At 47.7% G+C, this 14,191-nt stretch carries 11 protein-coding genes; 5 read left to right on the top strand and 6 right to left on the bottom strand.

All coding sequences use genetic code 11. The features are described from left to right. Positions 1-147 precede the first annotated feature (147 nt). Complete coding sequence (locus tag L1F29_RS15220; protein WP_258389147.1) at positions 148-678, bottom strand: acetylglutamate kinase; 531 nt, start codon at positions 676-678, stop codon at positions 148-150. Positions 679-1,091: 413 nt separating this feature from the next. Here L1F29_RS15220 and L1F29_RS15215 point away from each other — a divergent pair, with 413 nt between their 5' ends. Next, complete coding sequence (locus tag L1F29_RS15215; RefSeq protein ID WP_258389146.1) at positions 1,092-2,426, top strand: serine hydrolase domain-containing protein; 1,335 nt, start codon at positions 1,092-1,094, stop codon at positions 2,424-2,426. Positions 2,427-2,515: 89 nt separating this feature from the next. Here the strand turns inward: L1F29_RS15215 and modA are convergent, their stop codons facing one another. Next, positions 2,516-3,364, bottom strand: a complete 849-nt coding sequence (gene modA, locus L1F29_RS15210) for a molybdate ABC transporter substrate-binding protein (protein ID WP_373876509.1) — start codon at positions 3,362-3,364, stop codon at positions 2,516-2,518. A 223-nt stretch (positions 3,365-3,587) separates the two neighbouring features. Here modA and L1F29_RS15205 point away from each other — a divergent pair, with 223 nt between their 5' ends. Next, on the top strand, positions 3,588-4,538 hold the full coding sequence (locus L1F29_RS15205; protein WP_258389144.1) for a substrate-binding domain-containing protein: 951 nt from the start codon (positions 3,588-3,590) through the stop codon (positions 4,536-4,538). Positions 4,539-4,593: 55 nt separating this feature from the next. On the opposite strand, the gene L1F29_RS15200 is transcribed toward L1F29_RS15205, so the two are convergent. Both L1F29_RS15200 and L1F29_RS15195 read right to left on the bottom strand, forming a co-directional pair. Continuing rightward, positions 4,594-5,046 carry an NUDIX domain-containing protein gene (locus L1F29_RS15200; RefSeq protein ID WP_258389143.1) on the bottom strand — a complete coding sequence of 151 codons (453 nt, stop codon included), beginning with the start codon at positions 5,044-5,046 and terminating at the stop codon, positions 4,594-4,596. Between the two features lie 58 nt (positions 5,047-5,104). Continuing rightward, entirely contained in the window at positions 5,105-6,205 is a 1,101-nt protein-coding gene (locus L1F29_RS15195) for a mandelate racemase/muconate lactonizing enzyme family protein (RefSeq protein ID WP_258389142.1), read from the bottom strand. 398 nt (positions 6,206-6,603) lie between these two features. Here L1F29_RS15195 and L1F29_RS15190 point away from each other — a divergent pair, with 398 nt between their 5' ends. Beyond that, complete coding sequence (locus tag L1F29_RS15190; RefSeq protein ID WP_258389141.1) at positions 6,604-7,623, top strand: phosphotransferase enzyme family protein; 1,020 nt, start codon at positions 6,604-6,606, stop codon at positions 7,621-7,623. A gap of 73 nt (positions 7,624-7,696) precedes the next feature. Here L1F29_RS15190 and L1F29_RS15185 read toward each other — a convergent pair whose 3' ends face one another. Then, on the bottom strand, positions 7,697-8,194 hold the full coding sequence (locus tag L1F29_RS15185) for a DinB family protein (protein WP_258389140.1): 498 nt from the start codon (positions 8,192-8,194) through the stop codon (positions 7,697-7,699). 332 nt (positions 8,195-8,526) lie between these two features. Next, positions 8,527-10,263, bottom strand: a complete 1,737-nt coding sequence (locus L1F29_RS15180) for an alpha-amylase family protein (RefSeq protein ID WP_258389139.1) — start codon at positions 10,261-10,263, stop codon at positions 8,527-8,529. A 477-nt stretch (positions 10,264-10,740) separates the two neighbouring features. Here L1F29_RS15180 and L1F29_RS15175 point away from each other — a divergent pair, with 477 nt between their 5' ends. Together L1F29_RS15175 and L1F29_RS15170 are read left to right on the top strand one after the other, a co-directional pair. After that, positions 10,741-12,816 (top strand): alkaline phosphatase family protein, encoded by a 2,076-nt coding sequence (locus L1F29_RS15175; RefSeq protein ID WP_258389138.1) that lies wholly within the window; start codon positions 10,741-10,743, stop codon positions 12,814-12,816. A 358-nt stretch (positions 12,817-13,174) separates the two neighbouring features. Beyond that, complete coding sequence (locus tag L1F29_RS15170; protein WP_258389137.1) at positions 13,175-14,131, top strand: sigma-70 family RNA polymerase sigma factor; 957 nt, start codon at positions 13,175-13,177, stop codon at positions 14,129-14,131. The last annotated feature ends 60 nt before the right edge of the window (positions 14,132-14,191 follow it).

Raw genomic sequence — 14,191 nt, 5'->3', positions numbered from 1 at the left:
CTTTTTCATGTTCTCATTCGATAACAGCTTCTGCCCTTCGCTTTGATGCTGCTCGCCGCTTCGTCTATCGTGATATCGCCATTTACGCCTTGAGAAAATGACAAGGAAGGACAGCCTTGCGGCCGCCCTTCCTATTCTCCCAATACCTTAAATGCGGAACATGGCAGGAAACTGTTTCACGATCCCGTCTGTAAATGCATCCGCCATTTCCAATGCCTGCTTCTCAATCTGATTATACTTCTCGATGTCGGAGGGATATTTCTTAGAGATTCTGAGCACTGCTTCTTCTTTGGTCATTCGCAGATGATCATACAGCATGTTCCTTAGAGCTGACTCCGAATAATAAGGATTGATGCTGGCCAAGAAAGCTGCGATTTCATCCGCGTTGGCGTACCACTTTTTCTCCGCATCAGCAGCTGCCTGCTCATCTCCAGCCTTCGCCGCTTTAACAAGTTGATCTGCAAGTAAGAGATGCTCCCGCATTAATTGATTAAATCGCGATGCAATCTGATCGCCATAATAATGTCGGAATACCGCAGCCATATCCGACGGATTCTGCAACAGCCGTTCCGTGACGGCACTTTCATCCTGCAGTCCTTCTGCTATGCTGATAATCAACATCCTGGTCCATGCAACATGCTGCTCCCACAGCATCCGGAATGCCTGATTTAATGCCATCTCATGTTTGCTGATGCATGCTGCTTTATGCTCATGACCAGACTTCATTCTAATGAACCGGTTTGACTGAGTCTCACGAGGATGACAATTCACTTGACCGTTATAGTGGTACGGATAGGTACCCGAATAAACGATCGGATAAGGTGAAAATTGGAACCGTGGATCTGAAGTCCATGGTGATGAATAATACTTTATGACTAACTCCTCCTCAATCAGGATACTCACCTAGTTAAGCATATGTGGTGAGTAGCTGTCCGGGTATGGGCTAATGACCACCTGAACTTATACTTGTTAACGAATAACGTTTCGTTATAATCGTTCTTCACCTGGGAAGACATGGTATGATTCGAAAGAAAATGTCGTTGCTATACAACTCAAAATAGAGGATCAAAGTATGTTCGGAGGTTGAGATCATGATGAACACGAACGAGCAAATGATTGCACATTTGGAGCACATTTTATCAGAATATGTTCAATTTGAGGCAATGCCGGGTTTAGCAGTAGGTATCGTTAAGGATAACCAGGTGCTGTATACCCAAGGCTTCGGCGTCAGAAACATCCAAACCGGAGATCCGGTTGACAAGAATACGCTTTTCCACCAAGCATCCATATCCAAGACGGCAGTCGGAACAGGTATCATGCAGTTGGTTGAACGCGGGATGATAGATCTGGATGCCACAGTCACGACTTACCTTCCCTACTTCATCATGGCGGATGAGAGGTTCCGGCTTATTACGGTACGACAGCTTCTGAATCACACATCCGGAATGCCGGATGAAGATGATTATGAATGGGATCGCCCGCAATATGACGATCTTAGCCTGGAGAGGTATGTGAGAAGTATCAGCAGCCGCAGCCTGCTGCGCGATCCAGGCGAACACTTCTTTTATAGTAATATCAGCTATGAGATTCTGGGAGATATCATTGCGAAAGTAACGGGTATGAGCTTTGAGCAATATATGAAGAAATTTATCATTGAACCGTCAGGGATGCGAAGCAGCACCTTCTTCAAGCATGAAGCAGATGAACATCTGGCGACACCACATGTTCTCCGTGTAGAGAATGGATACGGCGGTGGCATTAGCGAGATCTTCCCCTATAACCGCGCACATGGCCCAAGCTCCACGTTGTACGCGAACGCCGAAGATATGTGCCGCTATGCGATCGTACATTTAAATCGCGGCTTTACTCCTGAAGGTCAGACTATTCTGAGTCCGCAAAGCTATGACGAGATGTGGAAACCGAATGACTTTACCGGACATGGCGACGAATCGTCCGCCATAGGACTGTCTTGGTTTATTGGCGAGTACAAAGGCTTCCGGATCGTCTCGCATTCTGGCATGGACACGGGTTTTCAGAGCAAGTTGATTCTGCTGCCCGATACGGGAATTGCCGTGGCCGTGATGACGAATTGTGATTATGTCTGGCTTAACAGCGTTTATACTGCAATTCTCGATAGTTTGTTGGGATTATATCCGCCTTCTATTAAACGCTCCCTGGCTCACCACCTGTCGAAGATTACAACCGCTAGCGGGGTCGATTCTGCACTGAAGGCGTTTAACCGATTACAGGATAACGGACTCGAACGTTATTACGTATGGGAAGATGAGTTTGTCTGCACCGCTAATATGTTGTTCGATCAAGGGAACCGCGAGGATGCGATTAGACTACTGGAATTAACGGTTCTACTATTCCCGGAATCTTCAACACCTCATAATCGTCTGCAACAATTATTGACTGAGAGTTAAGAATGATATCTGATCTATCCCTAGCCGTTCCCATAAACAAAGAAGGACGCTATCGATAGCGTCCTTCTCCCTATATGTTGGTGTTTTCTTTATTGTGGAACGGAGAATCCGTATTGGATAAATACGTTGAGCGCTTCTTCCGTTTGAAGGTAGTCATAGAACTGTTCGGCTTCTTTCATATGCTTGGTTGCTTTCACAATACCCATCGGATAATTCACAGGCGAATAACTGCTAGGATCAACGTTGAACGCCACTTTCACTTTCGATGACGTTAACGCATCCGTTTTGTAGACGAACCCGATATCCACATTGCCTGTCTCTACATATTGGAGTACTTGCCGAACATCCTTGGCTTGTACCATCTTACTTTGCAGACTATCCCACAACTTGGCATACGTAAGTGCTTCCTTGGCATAGTTGCCCGCCGGAACACTCTCCGGAATTCCGATCGCGATCTTGTTCAGTTCCTCTTGCTTCAAGTCCTGCTCGCTTGCTATGCTCAGTTTTCCGTCGACAGGAACAACGGCGACAAGCTCATTCGATAACCAGTTCCGCTGCTGGCTGGCATCGATCAGCTGCTTGTCCACCAACGCTTTCATATTCTTGGTGGCAGCCGATAAAAACAGATCAACGGGTGCGCCTTGTTCAATTTGCTGCTGTAACGCGCCTGACGCCCCTAAATTGAAAGCCAGCTTGATGTTCTTATTCTTCGATTCGTACATCGTCTTAATCTCATTCATGGCGTCAGTCAAACTCGCGGCAGCGGAGATCGTCAGTTCGACGGCTTCTTCAGATGAATCATCTCCTTGCGAAGCAGCTGGCGGTTTGTTGGAATCCGCCCCCGCCTGCGGTTCCGAATTTCCGCATGCACTCAATAGAACAGACAGCAACATGATGATCCCAATTAATGCATATCTAGTTTTAACTATTCTTAACAAGTTTCTCCCTCACAGTTCTTTTATGTATGGTTTGATTATAACTAGATATAATTATAGTGGGAATCCACATTGAAAGTAAACTAGAAAAATAGTTTCAACAGCGATCGTAGGAACCTTCTTCCTGCGGAGCGGTTTGTGTACATCCTTTCGTTCAATTATCACCTTAAAATATGTTACAATACGAATAGTTTGCTTGAGATGAGCTCCTATGAGGTGGTTGACGATGCCAGAGGACATTTCCTATACAGCAGAAGAAATATCGAAGCTATTAAAGATTTCCAAGCTTACCGTTTATGACCTGATTAAGAAAGGCGAGCTTCCTTCCTATCGGGTAGGCAAGCAAATGCGTGTGGACGCCGCGGATCTCCAAGCGTATAAGCTAAGAAATAAGGGGGGCTCTCACGCACAGTCTGCGCAGGAGCCGCCAGTTTATCCTTCCCCATCCCCTGCGGCTGTCCATCATGGGATTCGCTCCCTTGTGATTACAGGCCAAGACATGAGTCTCGATATATTAGCCAAGCATCTGGAGAACAGAACGCCCGGCCTGCGTCCGCTGCGATCCCATGCCGGCAGTCTCGATAGTCTGATCAGCATGTATAAAGGTGAATCCGATATCGTTAGCACACATCTGCTGGATGGCGATACCGGCGAGTATAACCTTCCGTATATCCGCAGGCTGCTGGTCGGCTCCTCCTATTTGGTCGTTAATTTATTATCCAGATATGCGGGCTTCTATGTTGCGCCCGGCAACCCGCTCAACATCAAAGGCTGGTCGGATCTGAGCCGCCATGGCTTGCGTATCGTCAACCGCGAGAAAGGCTCCGGCGCCCGTGTCTTGCTCGACGAACAGCTTCGTCTTCACGGAATCAAGCCCTCTCATCTTACCGGCTATGACCATGTACAGACGAACCATCTCTCGATAGCCGCCCAGGTTGCATTGGGCGAAGCTGATATTGGAGTCGGTATTGAGAAAACGGCTTCGATCGTGAATCAGATCGGGTTCATTCCTTTAATCAAGGAACGATATGATCTTGTCATGATCAAGAACCGAGAGAATCAGGCATGGATTAACGAGCTGCTGCATATCGTGCAGTCGGACGCATTCAAGCAAGAGCTCGAGGCAATGGCAGGCTACGATCTGTCGCTTACAGGCCGCATTTTGTATGAAAGCTGATTCGCGCGCCCGGTTATGGCTGCAATATAAAAAGCCGCTTTAAGCGGCTTTTGGGTCAATAAGTTATAATGGTTACCAGATGATCGATTGTGTTCGGCCGAACCTTCGATATCGTGTCCACGATGCCTTCGGGATAGACGGGCCGAGATTCCAGCTGTTCGAATGTACGCCACACCAATTTAATATCCGGATGTTCACTATGCCATATGGCGTCCGTATCTTCCCATTCGTCAATGAGCGAGCACCAATGGAGAAGCGTACAGTCATGCCGCTGTATGCCGTCGTATTCGACGATGCTTTCATTAACGACAGCCAGCCTGCCCACCTCGACAGGCAGATCGAATTCCTCCATAAGCTCCCTTATAATCGCATGAGCGGCCGTCTCCCTGAATTCCACGGCACCGCCCGGAAAACGGTAGAACGATTCTTCTGCATCACATTGTACGAGCACTTTCATGTTACGGTCATCCACAATAATGCCTTCCGCCCGCAATAAAGGTTTACCCATCTTTACCTCCATTACACGAATTGCCCCACTCCTGATTCATGGAATGGGGCTGTCTGTACTATATTCTGTACGCTTCCAGCGCTTCCTCATCGATATCGACGCCAAGCCCCGGGCCTTTCGGCAGCTCGATGTATCCATCCTTCAGCGTGAACAAGGAATCCGACTTCAAGATCCGATTCACCGGCTCCCACATCTCCTGCGGCGTGAACGGCGGCCGAACGATGCATACCTCCATCACGCGGCAGCTCGCTATGGCACCCGCGGCTTGCAAGGAAGCAGCCAAGTGCGGTCCCATCGTGCCGTGCAAGATACACGAGATGTCGAACGCCTCGGCAAGCGTGCCGACCTTGCGGCAGGTCATAATCCCGCCGCTGTGCGCGCCGTCCGGCTGAATGATATCAACGGCGCCTGCCGCCACGTACTCTTTGAAGTGATGCATCTCATAGCCGAATTCGCCGCCGGTAATCGGAATGTCAACTTCATCCCGCAGTCTGCGGTACGATTCGATATCCTCCCGGGCGAACGGCTCTTCGAGCCAGGTCGCGCCGATGGACTCCATCGCCCGGGCTACCTGCAGACCCTGCTCATAAGTCCAGAACCAGCCCGGATGATGAGCCGTACGGTCAATCATGAGCTCAAGGCCATCAACATCGCCTAATTGTTCCTTCACTTCCGCCAGCACTCTAACGTCGTCCAGCGGATCGGGCCGCCAGCCGCGGATTTTGAAACGGTTATGCCCCATCTCGTAATATCTGACCAGCTGATCGGCTTGATCCTTGATGCTCACATGAGATTGATCCGCCGCGCCTGCCCATACGCATGTCAGATAATACGGGATACGTTCCCGCGTGCTGCCGAGCAGCGTTCTTACCGGAAGACCGGCCGCTTTGCCGGCGATGTCCCATAACGCATGTTCAACGCCGGCGACCCGGTACAGCGCCTCGGTATGCCAATGCTGCTCGATATCGAGCGGATTCGCACCGATGAGGATCGGCCTGACCCGCTTCTCAAGAGCAGTCTCGTCTGTTCCTTGAAACCCGTAGCCGGTAATGCCTTCATCCGTTCGGATGCGAGTAATTCCCAGTCTGGTAATGCGATGGTCATCCGGCTGTGTGTCAGCCAGCTTGACTGTAAACGAATCGATTGAAGTAATTTTCATCTTCAGCTTCCATCCCTTCAAATTGGAAAGATTGATGCCGTTCGTTGATTACATGCTTACCCCTGGAAAATCACTTTTTTGTGAAAAGCGCATTCAAGATCGATTGCAATCTCTGCTTTTCGACGCCTTCGCCTCCCGATATCACAAACATCTATCCTATATAATGTATTCGCTTTCATTTTTCAGCTTGATAATAGCACCTTTGCCACCCTAGTTCAATAGATTGATTAACATTTGTTTCCTATTTAGCCGTATTACGAATGAGGAAGGGTTCCTATGATAACCTCATAAATTCGAACATGCAGGAAAGTATAATCACTTCCCGAATACTTCAAGTATGGAGTATTTAGGAAGTTCGCAAATAGACTGAGACGGAATTCATAGACGAGGTGAGCTGCATGTACGAGAACCTAATTAAGGATCTATTACTGGATCAATATTCAGTGGATGCTGAACAAATTGAGTTCCTATCACACAGCGGCAAAATGGTTTATAAGGTTTATGGTACAAATAAGAAAGCGTACGTCTTTGATATATATGTAACAAGAGAAACAGAAGGCAGCACAGCAAATGATGATAACGCTAAATACAATACTCCTGCAGCTATCGCATCTGAAGTGCGCATATTAACTACACTGAACGAGAAGTACCCTGAACTAAAATCTCCATCCCCCATCAAAAACAAAGATGGCCTATTCCTATCTTCGATTACGGTTAATGGAACAAGTGCACAATGCTTGTTAAGAGATTTTATAGCCGGAATTGAACTGGTAAAAGGCTCCGAACAGTATGTAAGCCAAGCCTACAAAGCAGGCGTAGCAGCTGCTAAGCTGCATCAATGCTCCAATCTGTACTTGCAGAGTGAATACAGCAACAGACCGGTTCATAAGCAGCAATATGTACGAAACATAATACATACCATACAGCTAGGTATTGATATCGGTACGATTACAACCGCTCAATATGCTATCGTCAAGGAAGCGTTGACGTTCATCATTCGAAGAATGGACGAGATGGATCAGAACGCTTATTACACCGGAATCGTACATACGGATTTGCGTGACGCTAACTTTTTATATGATGGGGAGAACGTGATTCCGATTGATTTTGGAAGATGTGTCTATGGCTACCTTCTTTATGACTTGGGAGAAATGTGCGCGCATATGGGAGGTGACGACAGCAACATACTCGTACAAATGATTACAGGCTATCACTCTATACGCAAGCTTAGTCATTATGATATCGTCACCATTGAAGCATTCGAAATGCTATTTATATTGAGCGTTATTGCGGAATTCATCTTACAGAAGGACAATCCATACGTATTCGATACGTTGAGAAGATTAACCGAGAAGGGTCTCGTACACCTGCTTTCCAGTGAACCGGTTATTCCAAGCATTAGAAGTGTTATTTACTAATAAGTAAAAACCGGATCAAAGGGATCCGGTTAACGTAATCGCTGCTAGAAATGAAGTCAATTAACGTTGTCCGCTAGCACATTGCTTTCAGATCTTTTATTTGCTCGATATGTCGTTGCTCGTGTAAATACAATAGTTCAACCCATTGATCTAATGGCAGGTAACCGAAAACAAGATGTTCTACTGCTATTGTCTTTAAAACGGACTTATCATCAATAGTACGAAGTACGTCCATTAATTTAATTCTTGAATCGCTTAATAGTTGAACGATTTGCAGCACTTGAAAGGGTTCGGAACCTGGTTCTGAAATCTTAGGCGCATGAATCTTGTTGGACCGATCTGACACAAAATGAACCGGTATGTGTTCTTTTTCAGCTGGATTCTTTTGTGCAAGCCCAAACGCGATGGCTTTTGCGAACAACTTTTCAGTAATATACAAATGATGACAGACCTGCGCTATGCTCCATTTATTCATCTCAACCCGTCGATTGAAATCATCAAAACTTAAAGAGGAAACCTCATGTAACAACCGCTCTCTCGTTTTAAATAACATCTCTGCTAATTTATCCATACTACTCCCCTTTCGCTTCCAAGTATATCCATTATTTATTATACCATTAGATGCTGAGAATGAATCGTAAAGATTCGATCCGGATGGAATAGTAATGAGTATGCATATTCGCTCCATTCAATTAACCTCGGTCCGAACGAAAAAAAGCCCGTGAGGGCTTCTTTCCGAGGGTTCGCTCGTCTTCTTGCTGACGAGTCCTCTCCGAGAAAATGAAGAGCTCGGACGTCATTACTCCGCCCTGCGGACGCGGTGGACCGACTCCGGAATGGAGCCCGTCCCAGGTCCATCCTGAGAGAACCGATTCTAGCCGTGTGACGCGGTCTCCATAACGCTTAATCGAGTTTGTAATTTGAAGGCAGCTTCAGCAGGATGCCTTCCCCTTGCTTGAAGGATAGGGTCAGCTGGCCGGTTTTTAGACTATAAGCCGTCTCAACGGCATCACCGCTTATTTTCGAAATCTCTTGAATCCATTTCGGCTTATGCTTGAATGTGAATGTACCTTCCCGGGCATTGTCGTAATCTCGATTCACGATCATCACATGAGGATCCCCGTTCTGATGCTCGAAATAAGAGATGATATAAGGTTCGCTGCTGTCAACGGGCTGGACGGCCGATTTGGCAGGAAGACGGTTCGTTGCGTCCGGGATCGTGCTTCCGGTATGGTAAACCGCAACCGAAGTCAATTGCTTCAACGTTTCGCCCAGCTGCAGCAGCTCCGCGTTATTCTGCTTTGCATAGTAATACTTCTCTGTTTTCTCATTATTCGAGTTGAGCAGACCGTCATGGAAACCGGGAATTGGCGGCGTGCCGTAAGTGAAGTAGATGATTCCTTTGACCCCATAGGCCAAATGGGTATACAGATTGTACCTCATCTCGCCTTCATTCGGCTCGCGCAGCACATCGATCCCGACCGTTTGCATATAAGACCATAAGTCCAGATTATGCTTCAAGGCTTGGCGGCGTACGATTTCCAAGGTTCGATAGGTATGCGGTTCAATACCGCCGTTAACACTGAACGGATAAGTGTCGAAGCTCAGCATATCCGGGTTTTTGCTCGCCCATTGGGAGACATAGTTCTCATAGAACGAAGAATTGACGAAGAAGAAGAAATCCGATTCCAAGGCAGCCCCGTTCAAAGAGCCTGTTCCCTGCGGGTACCAATCCTCTCCATCCTTCGAACGTACGATCCAGCCGACGGCATTGTCTCCTCCGCCTTCATGAATGATTTCCCAATAATAATCCGTACTCTCCTTCACCCTCGCATCGAACGTGAACGTTGTGAACAGCCGGGCCGATTCCGCCGTAAGCGTGCTGCTATCGATCAGCTTCTGCTTCTCCGGGGAATCCCAGATGCTCATCGTTAGTTTCTCGTCATCCTTGAATTGGTTGAAATCCAGCCATACTTGAATAGACGTAATTTCATGCTCGCCTGGCTGCGTCCGGAAGGTTTGACCAAGTGTGGCGTCTGGTCTCGCGTATTCCCCGTTTACGTCTTTCATATATCCGGTATGATTATAATTTTCCCAATAACCGGTAAGATTGACGAAGGTCATATGCTCAGGATCAAACGACCTGAATAGTTCCTGCACCTGTGCCGCATTATCGATCGAGTCATAGCCGGTCGGTTCGTCGATGATATTGTATCCCAGCAAACCCGGCCGGCCTTTATAATGGTTGACAATGTCCTGAGGAGCGGCAAGGACCTCTTCGGATAGAGGGCCGCTCTTGTTCGTGAATTGATAATTAAATCGTTCGTCGAACATCATCACCTTCAAATCATGCGCTTCAGCAAAATCCATCACGCGATCATGCGTCGGGAAGCTGTTCGTTCCATTATGCGGGACCAGAAAATTGACATTCATATCCTTAATTTCTTCCATACTTTCATCGGTAATCTGACTGGCCGGCTGAATCCAGAATACCCCGATCGGGAACGAGACATCCATCCGCTGTACCGGACCATCGGGTCTTGGTGGGATCGTCTGCTTCTCCGCTACAGATGCATTTTGCCCAAAAAGCAGCGTAGCTGCAATGGCAGTGGTGAGCAGAATACTCGCCTTTTTCTTCATGACATAACGCTCTCCTCTACAATGATTTTTATAGATTCATCATGAGTGAATGAACATACAACCTTCCTGTACCACCTCCTAAGTACGGGCGCTCATCGCAACAACACCCTTACGTAACCGCTTCCAAGAGAGTTCGAAAATATAATCGAAAGTTATTCTTTCGTTATTTCAAGAATCTCTTGTATTTACTTGAATAATAACAATTAAAATTTCGCTTGTAAACATATTTTTTCCCTTAAACTTTCGTTAATGCCATTAATGAAATATATTATTTCTTTTAAACTTTCGATTATTTTCGATTCGATCTTATTTATTCTGTAAAAAGAAAAGAGCCGCTTAATAATTTATTTAATTTATTCGGGATCTGATTTTACAAACTAACCGTAAAATAATATCAATCCCATACAAAAGCAATAAATATCACTTAAATCTATTGTATTTAGTTGGGTATAATCCATCTGACCAGGAGGAATTTTGATGAACCGTCATTTGAAACGATTGGCCGTCTCCTCGATCTCTGCCACTGTTTTGCTCGCATCAGCACAGGCTTCTGTGCTGCCCGTCTATGCCCAAAGCCATTCTTCGGGAGAAGTTCAAGCCGCTGCGTTCTCGAAGGTGACCGCCCTTTCCCCATCCATTCTCGACCTGAAATTCGACAACGATGCGACCGATAGCTCGGCAAGCGCGGTCTCCGCAACCATCTACGGGAATCCCGAATATGTCCAGGGACGGATCGGACAAGCGATCCAACTCCAAACGCGGGGCCAATACGTGGATCTCGGAGATCGCAACGAGTTCCGCTTCGGCGATGCCGCAGATTTCTCCATCGCCTTCTGGTTCAAATCGTCGGGAATTACGGGCGATCCTTCCATCATCTCGAACAAAGACTGGAATTCCGGAAGCAACACGGGGTGGATTCTGGCCGTAAACGGATCAGGCAATCTCGTGTGGAACTACAAAACGTCCAAGAGCGCCCGAATGGATACCACAGTGCCGGGGATTGCCGACAACACCTGGCATCATATCGCCGTCTCGCATGACCGCGCCAACGGGATCGCGCGCTTCTATAAAGACGGTGCGTTGGTGAAAACCGTCGATATCTCCAGCATGAAAGGCACGCTCGATTCCCCGTACACAACCAAAATCGGTCAGGACGGCACGGGCAAATACGGCTCTACGCTGACCGCGCGAGTGGACAACCTGCAGATGTATAGGAATGCGTTAACCGATGCGGAAGTTAGAGCCATGTTCGATAGCGCGCCTCCGCTTCCGCCCGCTCCGGTCGCATCCGTATCGTTGGATCAGACGGAGCTTAACCTGAAAGCGGGTGCGCCGATGCCGCTTGCGGCAGCCGTATATCCGGACGATGCGACGAATAAAGAAGTGAAATGGACGTCCAGCGACGAAGCGGTGGCCAAAGTGGAGACGATCGATGGCCGCACGACGGTCGTGACCGGCAAAGCCGGTAATGCGACCATAACGGTCAAAACCGTCGACGGCGGCAAAACGGCGACGGCGGCCGTTCGCGTCACGAATTCCATCGATGTATCGGGAGACGGGCTGCTGACGAAGGAGGATCTGAATCTCGTCCTGAAAAACCAGAACAGCCGGGAGGGCGACAATCGCTGGGAGCGGGCGCAAACCGCGGATATTAACGGCGATCGCAAAGTCGATCACGACGATGTGCAAATCGTCAGGGACAGGCTGGCTCCTTACAAGGACGATTTTCTCTACAAACGCGTCGTGTTCATCGGGATCGACGGTGCCGGGAACGGCGTCAAGGACCCGCAAGCCAATGCTGAAAACATTCGGAAGCTTATGAGCGAAGGTGCGGGTACGTACGAAGCAAAAGCGATGCTGCCGACGATCAGCGCGCAAAACTGGGGCTCCATCTTGCATGGCGTCGTTCCGGCCAAGCATGGGCTGACCAATGACGTCGCGGCAGGCAAGCCTTACCCGGAGAACAATCTCTACCCGTCCTATATGAAATTGCTGAAGCAGGAGCGTCCTATGCTCAAGCAAGCATCGTTCGCCACCTGGTCGCCGATCAACAAGGGCATCATCGAGGATTCCGCTGGCGCTTATAAAGCAAACGGAGGGAATGATGAAACGACGACGCAAAACACGGTCGACTATATTAAATCGGAAGGCCAAAACGCGCGCAACATTTTCGTCCATCTGGACGAGGTGGATGGCGCCGGGCACACCTATGGCTACTATACCCCGAAATTTTACGAGAAATTGCAAAAAGCGGACCAAAATGTCGGTCGAATCATCCAAGCTTTGGAAGAAAAAGGGCTGACGGACGATACGCTCATCATCCTTACCGCGGACCATGGCGGGAAAGGGACCGGACATGGCGGAAGCTCCCAGGAAGAGCAGACGGTTTTCTGGTTGGCGAAAGGAACATCGATCGCTGCCGGCACCGTATTGTCAGACGAAGTGAGGGTAGTCGATACGGCTGCCGTAGTCGCTCATGCGCTGCGTTTGGAGATTCCGGAAAATTGGGATGCGAAAATACCGGCAGGACTGTTTCAAGGCAAAAAAAAATAAAGACGTGAACAGGCAATGTCATTAAGTTAAGCGCAGAGACACCACCGAGAATAAAATGGAATCCGAAACGGCATGGGAAAAAGTCCTGTGCCGTTTGTTTTTTGTGCAAGCAAGGAAAAAGCGTACAGCAAACAAAGCGGATGGAATATCCGCTTAAAAAATGTTCATGGGAACCGAATTATGCTACTCTGTAGACGAAGCTACCGTTATATTCAGAGATCCGTGAGGAAGTTTCCCCCCATTATTCAGGTAGTGCTTTCTCATTTTATTAAAGACGAATAAGTGGCTTATAAAATGGAGACGATCGGTTCTGTGGCGTGTGTGAAAAGGGTGTTTCGCCCGTCAATAGGAGGCCAAGATGAACGAAACAGCATTAGAGCTTCAGTTATTTGAGAACTTAAAGCCTGAGTTAACATCGTTCTGTTACAGAATGCTAGGATCCATAGATGACGCCGACGATGCTGTTCAGGAAACTTTTATTCGTGTTTGGCAAAGTTGGCATTCATTCAGGCAGGATTCCTCATTCAAAACATGGGTTTATCGTATTGCATCAAACTTATGCCTGGACAAGCTAAGACAAGCCAAACGCCGCACGCGTCCCGTTGACCTATCCGACCCAGCGGTACTCATCGTTGAACTCCGCGAAAAGTTTCCTGACTCAGCTTGGATTTGGCCTGCCCCTGATTTCTCGGGGAGTCCGGAAGATATTTTCATTCGCAAAGATACCCTCGAACTCTGTTTTATTACACTCTTACAGATCTTACCCCCCCGTCAACGTGCGGTTCTTATTTTGAAGGATGTATTCGAATGGTCCTCCAAACAGATCGCAGAAACTTTAGGAATATCGCCGGCAGCGGTTAACAGCGCCCTGCAAAGAGCCAGAGAAACGATGGACCGAGCGAAACTTCATTCTAACGAGTTTAGCATGATGGATGTCGAACCTGATCGTGAGCTGCTATCACGGTATGTGGAAGCCTTCAAACAATTTGATATCAATGCGCTGGTAGCGTTGTTTCATGAGGAAGGCCGTCTGTCAATGCCGCCTTTCGCAATGTGGGTACGCGGCAAAGACGATTTGTTCAAGTTTTTTTCGCTTACACGCTGGCATTGTGAGGGCTCCCGGTTTTTGCCGATTACGGCGAATGGGGGTTATCCTGCTTTCGCACAGTATGTGCCAAGCGGTGAAGACTCCTACTTGGTACCCTGGGGTATTCACATTATTGAAATAAAGGACAAGCAAATATACCACGTCCAAAATTTCATTAATACAAAATTATTTTACCGATTTGGGCTTCCTGCACAAATACACCGATGAATATCGTAATCTAATTTCGTCTAAATAAATGAGAAACAAAATTACGATTATCAAAGATAG

It is taken from the genome of Paenibacillus spongiae, from assembly GCF_024734895.1.
Taxonomy (GTDB): Bacteria; Bacillota; Bacilli; order Paenibacillales; family Paenibacillaceae; genus Paenibacillus_Z; species Paenibacillus_Z spongiae.
This window is presented reverse-complemented; position numbering and strand designations above follow the sequence as displayed.

Coding starts and splice junctions, on each gene's coding strand:
- L1F29_RS15180 (WP_258389139.1), bottom strand. CDS start 10,263: ATGAAGAAAAAGGCGAGTATTCTGCTCACCACTGCCATTGCAGCTACG.
- L1F29_RS15220 (WP_258389147.1), bottom strand. CDS start 678: ATGGCATTAAATCAGGCATTCCGGATGCTGTGGGAGCAGCATGTTGCA.
- L1F29_RS15200 (WP_258389143.1), bottom strand. CDS start 5,046: ATGGGTAAACCTTTATTGCGGGCGGAAGGCATTATTGTGGATGACCGT.
- L1F29_RS15190 (WP_258389141.1), top strand. CDS start 6,604: ATGTACGAGAACCTAATTAAGGATCTATTACTGGATCAATATTCAGTG.
- L1F29_RS15215 (WP_258389146.1), top strand. CDS start 1,092: ATGATGAACACGAACGAGCAAATGATTGCACATTTGGAGCACATTTTA.
- L1F29_RS15205 (WP_258389144.1), top strand. CDS start 3,588: ATGCCAGAGGACATTTCCTATACAGCAGAAGAAATATCGAAGCTATTA.
- L1F29_RS15170 (WP_258389137.1), top strand. CDS start 13,175: ATGAACGAAACAGCATTAGAGCTTCAGTTATTTGAGAACTTAAAGCCT.
- L1F29_RS15175 (WP_258389138.1), top strand. CDS start 10,741: ATGAACCGTCATTTGAAACGATTGGCCGTCTCCTCGATCTCTGCCACT.
- L1F29_RS15195 (WP_258389142.1), bottom strand. CDS start 6,205: ATGAAAATTACTTCAATCGATTCGTTTACAGTCAAGCTGGCTGACACA.
- L1F29_RS15185 (WP_258389140.1), bottom strand. CDS start 8,194: ATGGATAAATTAGCAGAGATGTTATTTAAAACGAGAGAGCGGTTGTTA.